Source organism: Mesorhizobium shonense, from assembly GCF_040545255.1.
GTDB lineage: Bacteria > Pseudomonadota > Alphaproteobacteria > Rhizobiales > Rhizobiaceae > Mesorhizobium > Mesorhizobium shonense.
In genome coordinates, this window is sequence record NZ_JBEPLM010000019.1 from 43,716 (window position 1) to 63,455 (window position 19,740).

Below are 19,740 nucleotides of genomic sequence, written 5' to 3' on the forward strand. Positions count from 1 at the left end.
ATGACATTGGCGGCCGCGGGATATTCCGGCACGCCCCTTCCGGCCAAGCTCGGCCTGAAGGACGGTATGGTCGCCGCCTTCATCGCCTTGCCGCCGGAACTCGACGATCTTGCCGAGGCCATGGACTTCGCCGAGGTCGATCGATTGCCCGAATGGGCAGCGATCTCCGGCACCGGGAAATACGATGCCGTGCACGCCTTCACTCGCCAGCGCGCCGAGATCGAGGATCGTCTTGGCGATATAGAGACGGCGATCAAGCGCGACGGCATGGTCTGGGTCTCCTGGCCGAAGAAGGCATCGAAGGTCGCCACAGACGTCACCGAAGACGTCATCCGCACGCAAGCGCTCAAGCTCGACCTCGTCGACGTCAAGGTCGCCGCCGTGAATGAAATCTGGTCCGGGCTGAAGCTCGTCATCCGAAAGGACCGCAGGTAATGGTCGAACTCACACTTCCCAAGAATTCGAAAGTCCAGCAGGGCAAGACATGGCCGAAGCCGGAAGGCGCCACCAACCTGCGCGAATACCGCATCTACCGCTGGTCGCCGGACGATGGCGAGAACCCGCGCATGGACACCTATTTCGTCGACATGGACGATTGCGGGCCGATGGTGCTCGACGCACTGCTCTGGATCAAGAACAAGATCGACCCGACGCTGACGCTGCGCCGCTCCTGTCGTGAAGGCATTTGCGGTTCCTGTGCCATGAACATCGACGGCTCCAACACACTGGCCTGCACCAAGGGCTGCGACGACATCTCCGGCGCGGTCAAGGTCTATCCGCTGCCGCACATGCCGGTGATCAAGGACCTGGTCCCGGACCTCACCACTTTCTATGCCCAGCATGCCTCGATCGAGCCGTGGCTGAAGACGGTCTCGCCGACGCCCGCGAAGGAGTGGCTGCAGAGCCATGAGGACCGCGAGAAGCTCGACGGGCTCTACGAATGCATCCTGTGCGCCTGCTGCTCGACCTCGTGCCCGAGCTACTGGTGGAACGGCGAGCGCTATCTCGGCCCGGCGACGCTGCTGCAGGCCTATCGCTGGCTGATCGATAGCCGCGACGAAGCGACCGGCGAGCGGCTCGACAATCTCGAAGACCCGTTTAGGCTCTACCGCTGCCACACCATCATGAACTGCGCGCAGACCTGCCCGAAGGGACTCAATCCCGCCAAGGCGATTGCTGAGATCAAGAAGATGATGGTGGAGAGACGGGTCTAGCCTCGCAGGTTCGTGGCGATCTCGAACGCCGCGTTCCGTCACACTCCCCTCTGTCCTGCCGGACATCTCCCCCGCAAGGGGGGAGATTGGCTGTCTTTCCCGCTTTCGCTAATCTTCAACGTTGCAAGAATGGACGAACGGCGCTGAAGCTGCCGATCTCCCCCCTTGCGGGGGAGATGTCCGGCAGGACAGAGGGGGGTGCTGTCCCTCCGGCCTCACAAAGGATAGCAACCCCATGACCGATCTCCCCGTCCTCTCCCCCGCCGAAGCCCGGATCCTCGGCTCGCTGATCGAGAAGAAGGAGCTGACGCCGGACGTCTATCCGCTGACGCTCAACGGCGCGCATCAAGCCGCCAACCAGAAGACGGCACGCGAGCCGGTGATGGCGCTGGAGCTGACGGAGGTCAGGCGGGCGCTCTCCCAGCTCGAGCAGAAAGGCCTGGTGCGCCAGGCTTTTGCCTCGCGCGTCGAGCGCTACGAGCATCTGATGGCGCAGCGCTTTTCGCTCACCACGCCGCAGATCGCCATCGTCGGCCTGCTGCTCCTGCGCGGCGCGCAGACGGCGCATGAGCTGCTCGCGCGTTCGGAACGCATGGCGCGCTTTGCCTCGATCGAGGAGCTGCGCGACAATCTCGACCTGATGATCGGCCGTCGCCCGCCGCTCATCCAACTGCTCGAACGCGCGCCCGGACAGCGCGAGGAGCGCTATGTGCATTTGTTGAGCGGGCCGGTGGAAGCGGCGGCGGTTGCGACGCCTTGGCAGCCGGCGGCGGCGTCATCGGATTCCGACCTTGAAGCGCGGGTGCGGGCGCTGGAGGATGAGGTCGCGACTCTGCGCGCGAAGATCGAGGCGCTGGGCGCGTAAGGAAGTCAACCATCGACGTTTGCGCTGCCCCTCATTGCCCTGCCGGGCATTTCTCCCCGTATAGTGACGGGGAGAAAGGGCTGGCCGCGACCTTGGCGCCCTGCTTGCAACGTTGGAGGTTGGCGAAACCATCGATCGCAGCGCCCCTCTCCCCGTCACTATACGGGGAGAGGATGCCGGCAGGCAGGTGAGGGGCGGCGCCGGCGTCTGCCGCAAGCGCCCGGCTAGCAGTCCGAAGTTTGGAGTGTTTCTCACCCCAGCCTGGCGTCGAGCGAGACCTTGATGGCGCCGAGCGCCTTCGACACCGGGCATTCGGCCTTGGCCTTCTCGGCCAATTCCTTGAACTTCGCCGCGTCGATGCCCGGCACCTTGCCGACCAGGGTGATGGCGCTGCCGGTGATGCCGGTGCCGGGCACCAGCGTGACCACCGCCTTGGCGTCGAGCTCGGTGGCCGGCGTGCCGTTCTCGGCCAGGAAATGCGACAGCTGCATGGCGTAGCAGCCGGCATGCGCGGCGGCGATCAGCTCTTCCGGATTGGTGCCGGATTTGCCGCTCTCGTCCTCGAAGCGAGCCTTGAAGGAATAGGGCGTGCCCTTCAAGGTGCCGCTCTGGGTGTCCAGCGCGCCCTTGCCTTCTTTGAGATTGCCTTTCCAGACGGCGTTTGCGGTGCGGTCCATGAAGTCCTCCTGGCTTTTGTCGGGGTCTGCGCCGGCGGGCACCGGCGTTCCCGTCAACTATAGCGCGGGCGCGCCGGAAGACCATCCATGCCTCTTGGCTCGATTATGCCAGCATCGGCGGCCCCGCCGGAATTCCTGAAAAAATGCTCGTGCAAAAATGTCGACTTCCCGGCGGTTGGACCGTCCTGCGGGCGGTCGCGAGTTCTGCGGCCGATGGAGGTTCAGGATGGACAATCTGTTTTTCGCACTTTGGAGGCGCCCCGGCAGAAGGGCCGAGCGACCGGAAGAGTTCTGGCTGGATCCCCCAGCATCCGGTTTCGGCCAGCTGGTGGCGGCCGTGGCCATCATCGGGATCGCGGCATTCCTGCTCGACCACGCGGCGGCCGCCAGAAGCAAGGCTGACAGCGTCGCTGTCGCCTCCTATGGTTCATCACAGGAAGGGAACGAAAAATGAAATATGTCCTGCTGGTCTATGGCGAGGAAAAAGACCTCTTCGCGCTCACGCCGGAAAGATCCGCCAAGCTCGATGCCGACTCGCTCGCCTATGACAGGGAACTCGACCAACAAGGCAAGCTGATCATCGCGCAGGCGCTGCAGCCGGTAGGAAAGTCGAAGTCGCTCAGGCGGCGCAAGGGCAAGCGGCTGGTCACCGACGGCCCGTTCGCCGAGACGAAAGAGCAACTGCTCGGCTTCGTCATGGTCGAGGCGGCGGATCTCGACGAGGCGCTGGCGATCGCCGACGGCATTCCGCTGGCCGAGCTCGGTACCGTCGAGGTCAGGGCGATCTACAATGTGCCGGGATCATGACGCCGGCGTATGGCGGTTGCGGTGTCTTTGTTTGATGCATGTCGTTCTCCCAAAACTGCTGAGCACTTTTGGGCGACGTGCATTAGGGGTTTCTTAGCTGCCGCAACTGTCGCGTGTTGAAGCGATGCCCCACTTCTCCTATCGTTGCGGGATTTCGGGGGAATTCGGCATGCCTTTCCTGATCGCTGTACTTGGCCTGCTCGGCGCGGCGGCCATCTGGTGGTACCGGATGAAAGCCATGAACGAGGCCGCGCGCGAGGTGGCCGATGTCGTCGGGCGCGTGCAAGGCAATATCCGCCGCAAGAAGCTGCGCAAGCAGGCGGCGCTGTCGCCGCTGACGGCGATCGACGATCCCGTCGTGGCGGCCGCGACGCTGATCACTTCGATCGTTTCGGAACAAGGCCCGATCCTGCCGCAACGCGAGGCCGCCCTTCGCGAGGTGATCTCGCAGATTGCGCAGAGCCCGAAGAAGACCGACGAGGCCGTCGTCTACGCCAAATGGGCCGCCTCGCAGGTCGACGACACCACGATCGTCATCGACAAGCTGGCGCCATTCCTGCGCGAGCGCCTCGATCCGCACGAGCGGGACGATCTGCTCCGGATGCTGAACCGCGTGGCGCAAGGCGGCGAGCAGAGCCTCAGAATAGCCGACCAGCGGATGCTGAGGCTGCGGCAGAAGCTGGGTTTTGAAGTGAACTGAGCTGAAGCAGCGGCGGCCGGGCCGCATGCCTTCGTGATTGGCCGGAACGCCTCTCGCTTCGTCATCTATGGCGGAGCAAGGAGCGAAGCGACGCGGCACAGACCATAGAATCCATTCCGTTACCTGTAAGCGTTGCAGCGGCGCAGAATTCTGCTCGACAGCACCCTACGATTAAAGTCACGGAATGGATCCTCGGGTCTTCGCGTCCGCTTCGCTCCCGCTCCGCCCGTGGATGACGACGTCGTGTAGGCCTCGGCCAATTGCGAGGTGTTAGATCGCCTCCCCTTTCAATAGCCTTGGCGTGTCGCCGGACAGGCCCGAGGCCTGGCGGATGAAGAAGTCCTTGAGCCTGGGCATGCGCTCGACTAACCCGAGGCCGACGTCGCGCACGGCGCGCAGCGGGCCGATGTCGTTGGAAAACAGCCGGTTCAGCACGTCGGTGGTGACGCCCATCTGCAGCGTGTCGAAGCGCCGCCATTGCTGGTAGCGTTCGAGCACGTCGAGCGCGCCGATGTCCCGGCCGAGCCGATCGGCCTCGACCAACACCTCGGCCAACGCCGCCACATCCTTGAAGCCGAGATTGAGGCCCTGGCCGGCGATCGGATGAATGCCGTGGGCGGCATCGCCTGCGAGCGCGATGCGCGGCGCGACGAAAGCGCGCGCAAGCGTCAGCCCCAGCGGCCAGGCGCGCGGCTTGTCGGCGACGCGGATCTCGCCGAGCTTCAGCCCGAAGCGCTGCTCCAGCTCGTGCTCGAAGACGAACTCGTCGCCATCGACGAGTTTTTTCGCGTCTTCCGTGCGCTCGACCCAGACGATCGACGAGCGGTTGGTGCCGTCCTTGTCGGGTTTCAGCGGCAGCGTCGCGAAGGGGCCGGCTGGCAAAAAATGTTCCTCGGCACGGCCATTGTGCGGGCGCTCGTGGGCGACCGTGCAGACGATGCCGGACTGGCCGTATTCCCATTTCACCGTCTTGATGCCGGCCATGTCGCGCAGCTTCGAATTGACGCCGTCGGCGGCGATCAGCAGCCGTGCCTTGAGCGCGGCGCCATCGGCCAGATGCACACTGATGCCGGCGCCGTTCGTGTCGAAGGCGCTGACGGCCATGCCTTCGATGATGTCGATGCCGAGCTTTTCGGCGCGGCGGCGCAGCGCGCCGTTCAGAACCCGGTTGGCGACCATATGCGCGAAGGGTTCGCCGGGCGCCACCTCGCCGTCGAAGGTCAAAAACACCGGACGCACCGGATCGGCGGCGCGCGAATCGGTGATGATCATCTCGGTGATCGCCTGCGCTTCCAGCGCGATCTCGTCCCAGACCCCTAACTGTTCCAGCATGCGGCAGGCGGCAGCGGCAATCGCCGAGGCGCGCCCGTCCTTCTGCCAGACGCCGGCGGGCGCCGCGTCGACGATGGCGACGGCAAGGCTGGGGCGCGCCTGCTTCAGCGATACGGCGGCGGCCAGACCGACATAGCCGGCGCCCGCCACCAGCACATCCAGCGATGTTTTGTCTGCTGCATCCGCCTTGCGCTCCACCATGGCACTTTCCTTTCGCGGCCTCCGGCGGCGGCCGTCGCAGCTTGACTGCCCGCCTGTCCTGTCCGAAACCCGCCATGACACATCTTTCAAGGACGCGGAACATGACGGCGGCGATGGACGAGCTACTCGACATTCTCGACCTCGAGCAGCTCGAACACAACCTGTATCGTGGTCGCAGCCCCAAGCTCGACTGGCAGCGCGTCTTCGGCGGCCAGACGATCGCCCAGGCGCTGGTCGCCGCGCAGCGCACGGTCGAGCCCGAGCGCCATGTGCATTCGCTGCACGGCTATTTCATGCGGCCCGGCGACACCAAGGTGCCGATCGTCTACGAGGTCGACCGCATCCGCGACGGCGGCTCCTTCACCACGCGCCGGGTGGTGGCGATCCAGCACGGACAGGCGATCTTCTCGTTGGAGGCCTCGTTCCAGCAGGACGAGGTGGGGCTGGAACATCAGCTGCCGATGCCGCGCGACGTGCCGGCGCCCGACACGCTTTTGTCGCAGCGCGAGCTGCTCGGCAAATTCGGCGAGGCTGTGCCGGAAGGCATCAAGCGCTACTGGGAGCGCGACCGGCCGATCGAGATGAAACCGGTGATGCTGAAGCACTATACCAGCCGCGAGAAGCTGGAGCCGGAGCAGAACATCTGGATCCGCACCACCGGCCCGGTGCCGGAAGACCGGGCGACGCAGGCCGCCGTGCTCGCCTACCTTTCCGACATGACGCTGCTCGACACCTCGACCTTCGCGCATGGCCGCGCAATCTTCGACCGCGACATCCAGGCGGCCAGCCTCGACCACGCCATGTGGTTCCATCGCAGCCATTCGCTGGACGACTGGATCCTCTACACGCAGGACAGTCCCTCCACGCAAGGCTCGCGCGGTTTCACCCGCGGCTCGCTGTTCGCGCGCGACGGAACGCTGATCGCCTCGGTGGCCCAAGAAGGCCTCATCCGGCTGAAACGCTGAGCCGGCTTCGAGTCAAAGCCTATAAAACAGGCATTTTCAAAAAATTGCCTATTTATTAATCAGACACCCCGACGCCCTCGCGCACGAAAAATGTGCAAGGGTCGCCCATCTCCTTTGTTTACAACAGGTTAACGCCCTGCTTCGGCAATTGGCACGGAGCTTGAATCCTGTCGGGCACTCTCCGGCTCTCATGGGGGATCGGCGAAGGTGTGCAAACGCGGGCGACCGCAACAGCAAAGGGTGAAACCTTATGAAAATCGTGATGGCAATCATCAAGCCGTTCAAGCTCGACGAGGTGCGCGAAGCGCTCACCGGCGTCGGCATCCAGGGCCTGACCGTCACCGAAGTCAAAGGCTACGGGCGTCAGAAGGGACATACGGAAATCTATCGCGGCGCGGAATACGCGGTGAGCTTCCTGCCCAAGATCAAGATCGAGGTCGCCGTCGGCGCCGACATGGTCGACAAGGCCGTCGAGGCCATCTCCGCGGCCGCCAAGACCGGCCAGATCGGCGACGGCAAGATCTTCGTCTTCGGCATCGACCAGGCGGTGCGCATCCGCACCGGCGAAACAGACACCGACGCGCTCTGAAGCGGCGACCAGCTATTCCAACGGAGAGTTCAATGAACATACCTTCCACCTTGAAGACGACGGGACGCGCGGCCGCGCTCGGTGCGCTCGCTCTCGCAGTATTCGGCACCGTCGCCGCCTTCGCGCAGGAAGCGGCTCCGGCAGCGCCGGCCGCACCTGCCGCGCCGACCCCGGTCCTCGACACCGGCAACACCGCCTGGATGCTGACCTCGACGGCGCTGGTGCTGATGATGACGATTCCGGGCCTGGCGCTGTTCTACGGCGGCATGGTGCGCAAGAAGAACGTGCTCGCCACCATCATGCAGAGCTTCGCCATCACCTGCCTGGTGACGGTGCTGTGGTTCATGTTCGGCTATTCGCTGGCCTTCTCCGACGGCGGCGGCATGAACGCCTATCTCGGCGGCTTCTCGAAATTCTTCCATCAGGGCATCACCACCTCGACACTGTGGCTGCCGGGCGTTGCGAACATTCCTGAATTCGTCTTCTCGATGTTCCAGTTGACCTTCGCCATCATCACGCCGGCGCTGATCGCCGGCGCTTTCGCCGAGCGCATGAAGTTCTCGGCGCTGCTGATCTTCATGGGCCTGTGGCTGGTCGTCGTCTACGCGCCGATCGCGCATTGGGTGTGGGGTGGCGGCTTCCTGGGTTCGGCCGGCGTTCTCGACTTCGCCGGCGGTACGGTCGTCCACATCAACGCCGGTGTCGCGGGCCTGGTCTGCGCGCTGGTGCTCGGCAAGCGCGAGGGCTACGGCACCACCAACATGGCACCGCATAACCTCGTCTATTCGGTGATCGGCGCCTCGCTGCTGTGGGTCGGCTGGTTCGGCTTCAACGCGGGTTCCGAGCTCGCCGCCGACGGCCTCGCGGGCGCCGCGATGATGAACACGCAGGTCGCCACCGCCGCCGCGGCGCTGGCCTGGATGTTCGCCGAATGGATCGTCGCCAAGAAGCCCTCGGTGCTCGGCATCATCTCAGGCGCCGTCGCCGGCCTCGTCGCGGTGACGCCGGCTTCCGGCTTCGTCAACCCGACCGGCGCCTTCATCGTCGGCATCATCGCCGGCGTCGTCTGCTACCTGTCGGCGGTCAAGCTCAAGCATGCGTTCGGCTATGACGACTCGCTCGACGCCTTCGGCGTCCATGGCGTCGGCGGCATCGTCGGCGCGCTGCTCACCGGCGCGCTCGCCGATCCGGCGATCAATTCGCTCGGCAAGGGCGCTTCGGTCGGCACGCAGATCTACGGCATCGTCTTCACCATCCTGTGGACGGCGATCGCCACCTTCGTGATCCTCTTCATCGTCAAGGCGCTGGTCGGCCTGCGTCCGAGCAGCCAGGAAGAGGTCGAGGGTCTCGACGTCACCCAGCACGGCGAAGTGGTGCCGTAAGGCAACCTTCGCCACGGGCCGGCGGACCCTCCTCCCGCCGGCCCGGGATATCTCGAACGAAAGCCGCCGAGCGGTTTTCCTGGATCAAGATCCCGTCGTGACGCTTCGAAAGGGGCTCACGCCTTGAGGCCCGGAGCAATCCGGGCCTCTTTTTTTGGAAAATCGTACGTGTGGAAAGGCGAAGCGGAGAATTATTTTTCGGCGCGATCACGTTCGCGTGATGCATAAACAGGAAGAAACATCGGGCTTTCCGATTCCGTAGTGGGGTTGCGGCCGCCGTTCTGGCGCTCGTTAAACAACAAAGGGAAGGAACCACCTGATGAACATGAAGAACATCTTCCTCGGGGCACTCGCTTTTTCCATGATCAGCGGCGTCGCATTGGCCGGGGCTCTCGACGAACCGGACAACATGGCGCCGTTCTTCACTGATTCCGGCATGAAGACCATGAAGTCCGAGGCCGATTTCAAGGCAGCCTGGGCTTCGACGGCCAAGGACAAGCAGGACATGATGATGAAGGAATGCCAGGACGCGGCAATGAGCAAGCCCCACGCCGAATTCTGCGCCAACCTGATGATGTACGCCGGTCACAAGTGATTTGCGGGAGATCGGGTCCGAGAGGATCCGATCGTTTTCCTCGTTCTACAAGGAAGATGGCGGGCCGCGAGGCTCGCCATTTCAGTTTGGAGGGCGGCGCTGGTAAAAGGCCATGGTTAATGCGGCCTTAACCTTCCCGCCGATAGTCTGTCGTCCGAATCTGCCGGAGTGCGCCAAGCGCCCGGCCAGGCAACGACTTACGGGGAAGAGCATGCGTTCAGGCGCTTCAGCACCGCTCGCGCTGACCGATACGGGGCACGGCATCCAGGCGTTCGCGCGGCGCCAGGTCGGGCGGCTGGTCGGCGCCGGACTGTTCGTGTTCACCGCTTTCGGCGTCGCCAGCCTCGCCACCTGGAACGTCGCCGATCCGAGCTTCTCGCACGCCACCACCAACATCGTCACCAATGCCATGGGCTATGCGGGTGCGGTGTTTTCCGACCTTGCCATGCAGTTCTTCGGCCTTGCCGCCGTCGCCGGCCTGGTGCCGGCTGTGGTCTGGGGCTTTCTTCTCTTCTCCGCGCGCGGCGTCGACAGGCTGCCTAAGCGCGGGCTTGCCTGGTTCGGCTTCGCGCTGCTTGCCGCGGCGATCGTCGGCTGCGTCACGCCGCCCAACACCTGGCCGCTGCCGACCGGCCTCGGCGGCGTCTTCGGCGACATGGTGCTGAAGATCCCGGGCATCGCAGTCGGCGGCTACCCGAAGGGTCTTTTCGCCAGCGTCATCGCCGTTGTGCTTGCCGCGCCCGCCTTGTGGCTGTTCGCCTATGGCTCGGCGCTGATTGCGCGCAAGAACGGCTTTGCGGTCATGGAGCGCGCCGCTGAGCCCGATCCGCGCGAGCAGGACGATCTGCTGTTCGACGAGGATGAAGACGAGGGCGACGAAGGCATTCTTGCGCTCGGCGCTGTCACCCATTGGTGGCTGTCGTTCCGCGCCTTCCTGCACCGCCGCGCCGCGCGCCGCAGGCAGGAGCGCGACGAGTTCGAGCCGCAGATGGAGCCGCGCGCAAGCGCCTGGCGGCGCGCCGCCGAGCGGGTCGAATCGGCCGAGTTCGCCGAGGCCAGGATGAGCCCCGGCGGACGTGCCCGCGTCGAGCCGGAATTCTTCGCTGCCATGGTCAACGACCGCAGCGCCTCGGTCGATCCGGTCGACGACGATGTCTTCGACGACGAAGGGGCCGACCTCGATGATTTCGACGACGAGGAGCCAGTCCAGCGCCGCGCCAATGTGCGCAACTTCCGCTCGGACGCGGCGACCCGCGTGGAGGCTCCGGCACCGCGCCCGGTGCAAGGCGCGCGCGTCCAGCGCGAGGCGCAGACCTCGCTGATCGGCTCCGGCACGTTCGAGATGCCGTCGCTGCATTTCCTGTCCGAGCCGAAGAACGTGGCGAAAGACCCGAGCCTGTCGAAGGATGCGCTGGAGCAGAACGCAAGGCTGCTCGAAGGCGTGCTGGAGGATTTCGGCGTCAAGGGCGAGATCATCCATGTCCGCCCGGGTCCGGTTGTAACGCTCTATGAGCTCGAACCCGCGCCCGGCATCAAGTCATCGCGCGTCATCGGCCTTTCCGACGACATAGCCCGCTCGATGAGCGCGATCGCCTGCCGCGTCGCCGTCGTGCCGGGCCGCAACGCCATCGGCATCGAATTGCCGAACGCCAAGCGCGAGACGGTCTATCTCAGGGAGATCATGGCCAGCCGCGACTTCGAGACGACCAAGGCGAAGCTCGCGCTGGCGCTCGGCAAGACTATCAATGGCGAGGCGGTCATTGTCGACATCGCCAAGATGCCGCACGTGCTGGTCGCCGGCACCACCGGCTCGGGCAAGTCGGTCGCCATCAACACCATGATTCTGTCGCTGCTCTACAGGCTGACGCCGCAGGAATGCCGGCTGATCATGATCGATCCGAAGATGCTCGAACTCTCGGTCTATGACGGCATCCCGCATCTTTTGACGCCGGTCGTCACCGATCCGAAGAAGGCGGTGGTGGCGCTGAAGTGGACGGTGCGCGAGATGGAGGACCGCTACCGCAAGATGTCCAAGGTCGGCGTGCGCAACATCGACGGTTTCAACGCGCGCGTCAGCCAGGCCGAGAAGAAGGGCGAAAAAATCTCGCGCACGGTGCAGACCGGCTTCGACCGCCAGACCGGCGAGGCGATCTACGAGACCGAGGACCTCGACCTCGAGCCGATGCCCTACATCGTCGTCATCATCGACGAGATGGCCGACCTGATGATGGTGGCCGGCAAGGACATCGAGGGCGCGGTGCAGCGCCTGGCGCAAATGGCGCGCGCCGCCGGCATCCATGTCATCATGGCGACGCAGCGTCCCTCGGTCGACGTCATCACCGGCACCATCAAAGCCAATTTCCCGACCCGCATCTCCTTCCAGGTGACGTCGAAGATCGACAGCCGCACTATCCTTGGCGAGCAGGGCGCCGAGCAGCTGCTCGGTATGGGCGACATGCTCTACATGGCCGGCGGAGGGCGCATCCAGCGCGTCCACGGGCCGTTCGTCTCGGACGACGAAGTCGAGAGGATCGTCGGGCATCTGAAGCTGCAGGGCGTGCCGGAATATCTCGACGCCATCACCGAGGATGACGAGGAAGACGATGAGGACGGCGCCTCGGGCAGGGGCGGCTCGGGCGGCGGCGGCAATTTCGAAGATTCGGATGATCCCTACGACCAGGCGGTGGCGGTGGTGCTGCGCGACGGCAAGGCCTCGACCAGCTACATCCAGCGCCGGCTCGGCATCGGCTACAACCGCGCCGCCTCGATCATCGAGAAGATGGAGAAGGAAGGCATCGTCGGCCCGGCCAACCACGCCGGCAAGCGCGAGATACTGGTGCCGACGGAAGACGATAAGTTTTAGCCCGGCGGCGACCACAGGGGACGGCCGGCAACTTTGAACCTTCTGGCGCGTTCATGCGACCAAGCGCCGTGTGACCCGCCAAACTTAGGCCCAACTGGGGGTCCAGACACTGCGACGACACAAATCACAGGAAGTGACCGGCATGAAGACCCAGACTGAATTCGCCCCAACCCGCCGACAGGCGCTCGGCCTTGGCCTTGTGCTCGCGGGCGCAGCAGCCATCAACGTCGTGCCGGGCTTCCAGCTTCTGGCCCGGGCGCAGGCCGCGGTTCCGCCGGCTGCGCAAAAGATCGCCGACCACTTCTCCTCGGTCAAATCGATGAGCGGCGAGTTCGTGCAGTTCGGCCCGAAGGGCGAGCAGACCGGCGGCAAGTTCTTCCTCGAACGCCCCGGCAAGATCCGCTTCAACTATGACGGATCATCCAATTTCCGGGTGATCTCCGACGGCAAGTCGGTGGTCATCCTCAACAAGAAGCTGAACACCTCCGACCTCTACCCGCTGTCGAAGACGCCGCTGAAATTGCTGCTGGACGACAGGATCGACCTCTCCGGCGGGCGGGTGAAGGCGGTCAAGGAAGAGGACGACCTCACCACCATCCAGCTTTCCGACAAGTCGGTGTTCGGCAATGCCCGGATCACCATGATGTTCGATCCGAAGAGCTGTGAGCTGCGCCAGTGGACGATCACCGACGCGCAGGGCAAGGACACGACGGTGATGATCTTCAACGTCAAGGAAGGCGTCTCCATCCCGGACGACACCTTCGCCATCGACTATACGGCGAACAGAGAGCTCAATACGAAGACGCGGTAGATTCAGCTGCTGTGAAGGTTTTCCGGCGTCGGCGCTGCCCCTCACCCTTACCCTCTCCCCGTGAAGAACGGGGAGAGGGGGGCCACCGGCGGCGGAGCTTATCCCTTCTCCCCGTCACTATACGGGGAGAAGGTGCCGGCAGGCGGATGAGGGGCAGCCCCGACCTCTGCAATTATCGCCGGCTTGTCTTTATGGCGCGCGGCTGGCAGTAGTTCGGCGACCTACGCCGTCCCCGGACCCCGCCGCATGCCCTTCACCATCGCCACCTGGAACATCAACTCCGTGCGCTTGCGCATGCCGATCGTCGAGCGGCTGCTGAAAGAACATGCGCCGGACGTGCTCTGTCTGCAGGAAACCAAGGTTCCGGACGAGCTTTTCCCCGAAAAGGCCTTCCGCAAAGCGGGTTATGAGCACATCCTTTTCCATGGACAGAAAGGCTATCACGGCGTGGCGACCGTGGCCCGCCGCCCGATCGAGCTGGTCGAGAAGCGGCGTTTTTGCGAGATCGACGACAGCCGGCATCTGTCGGTCAGGGCTCAGGCCGGCGGCAGGTCGATCCTGCTGCATAATTTCTACGTTCCGGCCGGCGGCGACGAGCCGGACCCGGACATCAACCGCAAGTTCCGGCACAAGCTCGACTTCGTCCACGAAATGAACGGCGTGCCGGCAAGCCTGGACGATGCCTCGATCCTGGTCGGCGACCTCAACATCGCGCCGCAGGAGCATGACGTCTGGTCGCACAAGCAACTGCTCAACGTCGTCAGCCACACGCCGGTCGAGACCGAAAGTTTCGAAGCGATGCGGCGAGCCGGCGGCTGGGTCGACCTGATGCGGCTCAACGTGCCCGCCGAGCAAAAACTCTACACCTGGTGGAGCTACCGGGCGAAGGACTGGGAAGCATCGGACCGTGGCCGCCGGCTCGACCATGTCTGGTCGTCGGCCAATCTGGTGCCGAGCTTTGCCGGCTACGAGATCCTGAAGGCGGCGCGCGGTTGGGAGAAACCGTCGGACCATGTGCCGGTGATCGCGAAGTTTGACTTGGAGTAGCGTCGGCGACAGCTGGGGGCGCAAGCCTTCGCGTTCGTCATTCTAGGGCGAAGCGACGCGAAGCGGCGCCCAGACCCTAGAATCCATTCCGTTACCTGTGTCGAAGGATGCAACGATGCAGAACAGAGGGTAACTCCTTCCCTGCATATCGATCGTCGCCTGGAAACCTCATTCTGCAACGCGGCAAAGCGTCAACGTCACGGCATGGATTCTAGGGTCTGCGCGCGTCGCTGCGCTCCTTGCTCCGCCCTAGAATGACGAACGCGCCATTGAGCCGCCCCTTGTGCATCACCCCGTAAACCTCGGTGCCAGCGCCTCGATGCGGGCGAGCATCTGCTGGAGTTCCTCCAGGATGCGCTCGTGCAGCTGCGCCGCCAGTTCCGGATACTCTTCCAGGATGCGGCGGAACATCTTGCGGCTGAGCCGGATCACTTCCGAATCGGCCGCCGCCGAGGCGCTGGTCAGCCGGTTGGTGTCGGCGATCAAAGCGAGCTCGCTGAGCATTGCGCCCGGGCCGGCCGTGCCGATCGGGATGCGCTCGCCGCCATGCTCGCGATAGAGCGCGATCAAGCCGCTGACCACGATATAGGCCGAGTCGGCCTCGTCATCCTCGCGGTAGAGCTTGTGATCGGCCTGCAGGAAGGTGTTTTCCGCGCCGAAGGCGAGCAGACGCAACTGTTCCTGCGTGAAGCCCTGAAAAAGCTTCACGGCGGACAGGATGCGGATGTCGTCATCCAGCGCCATCCTAGCTGTGTCCCCGAGCGGTCAGTCCAGTCCCTCCTTTGGAGCACCGCGTGCTCCCGCACGCTTGCGCTCCAACCTTCCAATCACGCATCGTGCGATGCGTCCAGCGAGCCGATCCATCACCCTCCAGCACCAGGATCGTACCCGAAGCGGTCCCGCCCGACCGCTCTTTGCTGTTTGTTTCGACGCAATTCCGGATGGAAAACCGCTTCCACACTTTTCCTGGAATTGCTCTAGATCATGAAATGTTTAAGGAACCAGCTTGTAGCCGCCGCTTTCTGTCACAAGAATTTCGGCATTGGAAGGATCGCGCTCGATCTTCTGGCGTAGCCGGTAGACATGGGTCTCCAGCGTATGCGTGGTGACGCCGGAATTGTAGCCCCACACCTCTTCCAGGAGCACGTCGCGGGTCACCACTTTCTGGTCGGCGCGATAGAGATATTTGATGATAGAGGCCTCCTTTTCGGTCAGCCGCACCTTGGCGCCGCGCGGATCGATCAAAAGCTTCTGGCTGGGCTTGAACGTGTAGGGGCCGACCGAGAAGGTGGCGTCCTCGCTCTGCTCGTGCTGGCGAAGCTGCGCGCGGATGCGCGCCAGGAGCACGGCGAAGCGGAAGGGCTTGGTGACATAGTCGTTGGCGCCGGCCTCGAGGCCCAGAATCGTGTCGGAATCGGTGTCGTGGCCGGTCAGCATGATGATCGGCGCCTTGTAACCGCCCTTGCGCAGGATCTTTACCGCCTCGCGGCCGTCCATGTCGGGCAGGCCGACATCCATGATCAGCAGATCGACGAGGCCGCCGCGCGCCGCGGCGACGCCTTTTGCGGCGGTGGATTCCTGCTGGACGTCGAATTCCTCGTAAAGGGCCAGTTGCTCGACGAGAGTGGACCGCAAGTCGTCGTCGTCGTCAACGATCAGAATGGTGCGTGATGTCATGGATCAATCCGTTGTTTTAAAAAGAATATTCAGTTGACCTCCCCCCATTTATGCGGAAGCTCACCGGCGCAACAGCCGATCACAGTGATTTGTTCCGTGACACAATCATACAAGAAAAAACGCGCGCGCAATGAGGCGGGTGAATTTTTGCCGAAAGGCCTGCGTGTCCTGACTGTGCGCGCGAGGCCCGGCAACCCTGCGCAAGGGCTCTTGCAGGCCGGCAAAACGGTGTTTCCCTGCGCGATTGGGCGCGGCGGCATCTCGACAAACAAGCGCGAGGGCGACGGCGCGACGCCGCTGGCCGCGATGCGGATATTGTCGGGCTATTTCCGCAACGACCAGTTTCCCGGCGGGCGGCGGACGAGGCTGGCGATGGCGCCGATCGGCCCGGACCTCGGCTGGTGCGAGGTGCCGGACGACCGCAACTATAACCGGCCGGTAAAGATTCCTTATGGCGCGAGCCATGAGCGGATGAAGCGCGACGACCGGCTCTACGATGTCTGCCTGGTGCTCGACTGGAACCTCGCGCCGCGCCGGCGCGGCCGCGGCAGCGCGATCTTCTTCCACCTGGCGCGGCCGGGCTTCACGCCGACGCAAGGGTGTGTGGCGGTGACGGCCCGTACCATGGCAAGGCTGCTGCCGTTGCTGTCAGACAGGACGGTGGTGAAAGTGGTGAGGTAGGCAGTAGGCAGTAGGCAGTAGGCAGTAGGCAGTAGGCAGTAGGCAGTAGGCAGTAGGCAGTAGGCAGTAGGCAGTAGGCAGTAGGCAGTAGGTCTCTCTTTCCCTACTGCCTATATCGTCTTGGACGCTGCCAGCCCGCATCCAGCAAGCCGATGCGGCCAAGCTCCCTGTCCATCGCCTTGGTGACGTTCCGGCGCTCGGCACCGATGTCGCGCAACTGGCTGTCGGGGAGATCCTCGACGGACTCGTTGGGAAGCCGGGTGGCGACCCGGGCCTGGCGCAGCCAATCGCGTGCCGATCGCAGCCAAAGGGTGAAGCCGGAAGGGGATTCCTGGGTCGTGCAGGACTTCAGAACGATCTCGGTCATGGCTCTATCCGTGTTTCTCCGGACATCAAATCCGGTTTGATGGTGTTTCGATGAAGCCATCTTGCCGGATTGAAAAACAAACGGGAAACGAGTAGTTCTTATTTGATCATCAAGTTTTATTTGGAGATCATATGTCCAAGCTGCTGCCCGGAACGCGCGCGCTGAGGACCTTTGAAGCGGCGGCCCGGCACCTCAATTTCACCCGCGCGGCCGACGAGCTCGGCCTGACGCCGGCGGCGGTCAGCCACCAGATCAAGGAAATCGAGGATCAGCTCGACCTGGTGCTGTTCACCCGCACCAGCCGCACCATCCGGCTGACGGAAGCGGGCAACGTTCTGTTCGAGGCCTCGATCGATGCGCTCGACCTCCTCAGCCGCGCCGTTACCCGCGCGCGCAAAATGACCAGAGGCACGGCGCTCTTGAAGATCACGCTTGACGCGCAGTTCGCGACCAAATGGCTGATGCGGCGCGTCGACGATTTCCGCAGGCAGCGGCCGGGCATCGAGCTCCGCTTCGACATCGCCTCCAAGCTGCGCGACTTCGATCGCGACGATGTCGATGTCGGCATCCGTTTCGGCGCCGGCAAATATCCGGGGCTGTGCGCGGACCGGCTGTTCGAGAACGTCATCATTCCTGTCTGCAGTCCGGCTCTGCTGCGGTCCGGACCGTCGCTGAACGAGCCGCGCGACCTCTTCCATCACACGCTCGCTCATATCGAATGGTCCCGCCAGGGTATCACATGGCCGAACTGGCGCATGTGGATGGCGGCGGCCGGCGTCGATGATTTCGACGACAGCCGGACCATCGTGTTCGACAACTCGACGGATGTCGTCCAGGCGGCGCTCGACGGCGTTGCCGTCGCGCTCGCCGATTTCGCCATGGTGGCCAACGATCTGTCCGAGGGCAGGCTTATCCGACCCTTCGAGCTCGGCATCAAGGTCGCGCCGGAGTTCGCCTACTTCCTGGTTTATCCTGAAGCGGTGAAGGACGACGCGCGCATCGTCGCTTTCCGCGAATGGCTTCTCGACGAGGTCGCGAAAGACGCGGACGCGGCGTGATGCCCGAAACCGTCGTGCGTATGCTCTGGAGCAGTTCACCGTTTCACGGAAACGCCGAACTGCTCTAACTATTTGTTTCTACGCAATTCCGGACGGAAAACCGTTACACACTTTTCCTGGAATTGCTGAAAGCGCGTCGCGATCTTTCAGATTCGCTCCATGCGCTTCAGTTTTTGATTTTACGCATGTCTTTGTCCCGAAACCGGTTCCTACTTTCGGGAGACATGCTTTAGCCCGCGGGAGCTGCCGGGGCGCCGAACCAGCCGACGATCGCACCCATGATCAGCAGCACGCCAAGCCAGTGGCCGGCGTCGATCAGGGTGAGGCTCCAGCCGAAGCCTTCATAGCGGTGGTTGACCGAGAGCGTGGTGGCGACGAAGCCCAGCCAGAGCACGAAGCCGAACAGCAATCCTGCGACCGGGCTCGGCTCGCCGCCGGTTATCGCGCCGACCACCAGCGTCAGGACCAGCGCCATCACCAGTTCGGCGATGAAGCTGACGATGAACGGAACGGGCGAGCGCTTCATCGTCGCCGGATCGAGTTTCGCCGCCTGCAGCCAGGGCTTGCTCAGGGCCATGTACCAGACGGCGCCGAACAACCATGCGACGATAGCAGCGACGATCACCGCCAGCCAATTCACGACCGAAAAATCCATGAAATCCCCTCCCCGACGCATGTCGCTCAAAAGTGCGAGCGGTTTTGAGACAACGACATGCATGAATTGAATAGGCCGATGGAATCCCTGTTCGCCGGCGGCGTCAAGCGGGACCCCACCGCCATACCGTCGTGCGCTTGATCTCGGCATCCTCCAGCACGCGCGTCACCGGCACCTGGTAGACGGCGAGCGATTGCAGCCCTTTCTTCGGCAGATAGGCGCGGCCGGGATCGCCGACGAGGATGTCGGCGCCGCGCGCCTTCAAGCTCGTGAACCATGGCATCAGCCTGTCCGCCAGCGGCTTGTCGTAGAAGACGTCGCCGGCGAGCACGACATCCCAGCCGTCATCCGTATCGATGCAGTCCGCATCCAGGAATTCGGCTTTCACGCCGTTAGCTTCCAGGTTGAGCGCTATCACCGCCTCGCAAAAAGGGTCGATGTCGGCCGCAATCACTTCAGCCGCACCGGCCTTCAAGGCGGCGATGGCGACCATGCCGGAGCCGGAGGCGAAATCGAGCACGCGTTTTGCCCGCACCGTCGCCGGATGGTCGAGCACGTATCGAGACAGTCCTTGGCCGCCGGCCCAGGCGAATGCCCAGAAGGGCGGCGGCAGGCCGATCTCGGCCAATTCCTCCTCGGTGCGCAGCCACAGGTCATGCGCCTCGTCGGCCAGGTGCAGCAGCACTTCGGGCACATGCGGCGGCGCCATCAGCGCCGTGTTGTCGAGGATGAATCTTTTCGCGGTTTTTGGCGTCAGCCGTTTCACGGGGCCGGGTTGAGATCCGCCATGCGGCAGACCTCTTTCCATTCGGCCGGCGTCACCGGCTGCACGGAAAGCCGCCCGAGACGGACCAGCGCCATGTCGGCAAGCTTCGGATTGGCCTTGACCTGTTCCAGCGTCACCGGCTTCGGCACGTCCTTGAAAGCGCGGATGTCGACGCATTCCCAGCGCGGATCGTCCGTGGTGGTGTCGGGATGCGCGAGCGCGCAGACCTCGGCGATGCCGACGATGTCGAGGCCTTCATTGGAATGATAGAAGAAGCCGAGATCGCCGATCTTCATGGCCTTCATGTTGTTGCGGGCGGCGTAGTTGCGCACGCCGTCCCACTGCGTGCCGGCCTTGCCCTTGGCCTTCAGCGCCTCGAAGGAAAAGACCGAGGGTTCGGACTTGAACAGCCAGTAATTCATCTCAGTTGTCCCCTTGCCGTTTTCAATTGGCCATTATTCAGCGTTGGCGCTGCCCCTCACCCTACC

General features: G+C 63.7%; 23 protein-coding genes. 15 read left to right on the plus strand and 8 right to left on the minus strand.

Translation table 11 applies throughout. From position 1 onward, the window contains the following. From ABID26_RS31610 to ABID26_RS31620, 3 genes are all read left to right on the plus strand, one after another. Complete coding sequence (locus ABID26_RS31610; RefSeq protein WP_126097171.1) at positions 1-435, plus strand: DUF3052 family protein; 435 nt, start codon at positions 1-3, stop codon at positions 433-435. Beyond that, the gene (locus ABID26_RS31615) at positions 435-1,214 is read left to right on the plus strand and encodes a succinate dehydrogenase iron-sulfur subunit (protein WP_126097172.1); all 780 of its coding nucleotides are present in this window, start codon (positions 435-437) and stop codon (positions 1,212-1,214) included. The genes ABID26_RS31610 and ABID26_RS31615 overlap by 1 nt, the downstream gene beginning before the upstream one ends. 235 nt (positions 1,215-1,449) lie before the next feature. Then, complete coding sequence (locus tag ABID26_RS31620; protein ID WP_126097173.1) at positions 1,450-2,079, plus strand: YceH family protein; 630 nt, start codon at positions 1,450-1,452, stop codon at positions 2,077-2,079. Between the two features lie 251 nt (positions 2,080-2,330). On the opposite strand, the gene ABID26_RS31625 is transcribed toward ABID26_RS31620, so the two are convergent. Next, entirely contained in the window at positions 2,331-2,756 is a 426-nt protein-coding gene (locus ABID26_RS31625) for an OsmC family protein (protein WP_126097174.1), read from the minus strand. Positions 2,757-2,982: 226 nt separating this feature from the next. On the opposite strand from ABID26_RS31625, the gene ABID26_RS31630 reads away from it, so the two are divergent. From ABID26_RS31630 to ABID26_RS31640, 3 genes are all read left to right on the plus strand, one after another. Continuing rightward, positions 2,983-3,210, plus strand: coding sequence for a hypothetical protein (locus tag ABID26_RS31630; protein WP_126097175.1), 228 nt, complete (start codon positions 2,983-2,985; stop codon positions 3,208-3,210). Further along, on the plus strand, positions 3,207-3,563 hold the full coding sequence (locus ABID26_RS31635; RefSeq protein WP_126097176.1) for a YciI family protein: 357 nt from the start codon (positions 3,207-3,209) through the stop codon (positions 3,561-3,563). The genes ABID26_RS31630 and ABID26_RS31635 overlap by 4 nt, the downstream gene beginning before the upstream one ends. Positions 3,564-3,732: 169 nt before the next feature. Beyond that, positions 3,733-4,263: a hypothetical protein gene (locus tag ABID26_RS31640; protein WP_126097177.1), complete on the plus strand. Its 531-nt coding sequence runs from the start codon at positions 3,733-3,735 to the stop codon at positions 4,261-4,263. Positions 4,264-4,533: 270 nt separating this feature from the next. Here ABID26_RS31640 and ABID26_RS31645 read toward each other — a convergent pair whose 3' ends face one another. After that, positions 4,534-5,796: a ubiquinone biosynthesis hydroxylase gene (locus tag ABID26_RS31645; RefSeq protein WP_354417571.1), complete on the minus strand. Its 1,263-nt coding sequence runs from the start codon at positions 5,794-5,796 to the stop codon at positions 4,534-4,536. Between the two features lie 101 nt (positions 5,797-5,897). Here ABID26_RS31645 and tesB point away from each other — a divergent pair, with 101 nt between their 5' ends. From tesB to ABID26_RS31680, 7 genes are all read left to right on the plus strand, one after another. Beyond that, complete coding sequence (gene tesB, locus ABID26_RS31650) at positions 5,898-6,761, plus strand: acyl-CoA thioesterase II (protein ID WP_059189448.1); 864 nt, start codon at positions 5,898-5,900, stop codon at positions 6,759-6,761. Positions 6,762-7,011: 250 nt separating this feature from the next. After that, entirely contained in the window at positions 7,012-7,350 is a 339-nt protein-coding gene (locus ABID26_RS31655; RefSeq protein WP_126097179.1) for a P-II family nitrogen regulator, read from the plus strand. 32 nt (positions 7,351-7,382) lie between these two features. Continuing rightward, positions 7,383-8,732, plus strand: coding sequence for an ammonium transporter (locus ABID26_RS31660; RefSeq protein WP_126097180.1), 1,350 nt, complete (start codon positions 7,383-7,385; stop codon positions 8,730-8,732). 319 nt (positions 8,733-9,051) lie between these two features. Next, the gene (locus tag ABID26_RS31665; RefSeq protein WP_126097181.1) at positions 9,052-9,327 is read left to right on the plus strand and encodes a hypothetical protein; all 276 of its coding nucleotides are present in this window, start codon (positions 9,052-9,054) and stop codon (positions 9,325-9,327) included. Positions 9,328-9,538: 211 nt separating this feature from the next. Further along, positions 9,539-12,190: a DNA translocase FtsK gene (locus ABID26_RS31670; protein WP_126097182.1), complete on the plus strand. Its 2,652-nt coding sequence runs from the start codon at positions 9,539-9,541 to the stop codon at positions 12,188-12,190. Positions 12,191-12,332: 142 nt separating this feature from the next. Continuing rightward, positions 12,333-13,001, plus strand: coding sequence for an outer membrane lipoprotein carrier protein LolA (locus ABID26_RS31675; protein ID WP_292374008.1), 669 nt, complete (start codon positions 12,333-12,335; stop codon positions 12,999-13,001). A 246-nt stretch (positions 13,002-13,247) separates the two neighbouring features. Beyond that, positions 13,248-14,048, plus strand: a complete 801-nt coding sequence (locus tag ABID26_RS31680; RefSeq protein ID WP_126097184.1) for an exodeoxyribonuclease III — start codon at positions 13,248-13,250, stop codon at positions 14,046-14,048. A gap of 288 nt (positions 14,049-14,336) precedes the next feature. Here the strand turns inward: ABID26_RS31680 and ABID26_RS31685 are convergent, their stop codons facing one another. After that, on the minus strand, positions 14,337-14,792 hold the full coding sequence (locus ABID26_RS31685) for a Crp/Fnr family transcriptional regulator (RefSeq protein ID WP_126097185.1): 456 nt from the start codon (positions 14,790-14,792) through the stop codon (positions 14,337-14,339). A gap of 249 nt (positions 14,793-15,041) precedes the next feature. Next, complete coding sequence (locus ABID26_RS31690) at positions 15,042-15,725, minus strand: response regulator transcription factor (protein WP_126097186.1); 684 nt, start codon at positions 15,723-15,725, stop codon at positions 15,042-15,044. Between the two features lie 84 nt (positions 15,726-15,809). Here ABID26_RS31690 and ABID26_RS31695 point away from each other — a divergent pair, with 84 nt between their 5' ends. Further along, positions 15,810-16,406, plus strand: a complete 597-nt coding sequence (locus tag ABID26_RS31695) for a L,D-transpeptidase family protein (protein WP_126097187.1) — start codon at positions 15,810-15,812, stop codon at positions 16,404-16,406. A 103-nt stretch (positions 16,407-16,509) separates the two neighbouring features. On the opposite strand, the gene ABID26_RS31700 is transcribed toward ABID26_RS31695, so the two are convergent. After that, positions 16,510-16,773: a hypothetical protein gene (locus tag ABID26_RS31700; protein ID WP_354417574.1), complete on the minus strand. Its 264-nt coding sequence runs from the start codon at positions 16,771-16,773 to the stop codon at positions 16,510-16,512. A gap of 131 nt (positions 16,774-16,904) precedes the next feature. Here ABID26_RS31700 and gcvA point away from each other — a divergent pair, with 131 nt between their 5' ends. Beyond that, entirely contained in the window at positions 16,905-17,831 is a 927-nt protein-coding gene (gcvA, locus tag ABID26_RS31705) for a transcriptional regulator GcvA (RefSeq protein ID WP_292303535.1), read from the plus strand. Positions 17,832-18,060: 229 nt separating this feature from the next. Here the strand turns inward: gcvA and ABID26_RS31710 are convergent, their stop codons facing one another. The 3 genes from ABID26_RS31710 to ABID26_RS31720 form a co-directional block, all read right to left on the minus strand. Further along, positions 18,061-18,486 (minus strand): DUF1761 domain-containing protein, encoded by a 426-nt coding sequence (locus ABID26_RS31710; RefSeq protein ID WP_292345877.1) that lies wholly within the window; start codon positions 18,484-18,486, stop codon positions 18,061-18,063. A 103-nt stretch (positions 18,487-18,589) separates the two neighbouring features. Next, positions 18,590-19,294, minus strand: coding sequence for a class I SAM-dependent methyltransferase (locus ABID26_RS31715; protein ID WP_292345879.1), 705 nt, complete (start codon positions 19,292-19,294; stop codon positions 18,590-18,592). Further along, positions 19,249-19,674, minus strand: coding sequence for an EVE domain-containing protein (locus tag ABID26_RS31720; protein ID WP_292345881.1), 426 nt, complete (start codon positions 19,672-19,674; stop codon positions 19,249-19,251). The genes ABID26_RS31715 and ABID26_RS31720 overlap by 46 nt, the downstream gene beginning before the upstream one ends. Between the last annotated feature and the right edge of the window lie 66 nt (positions 19,675-19,740).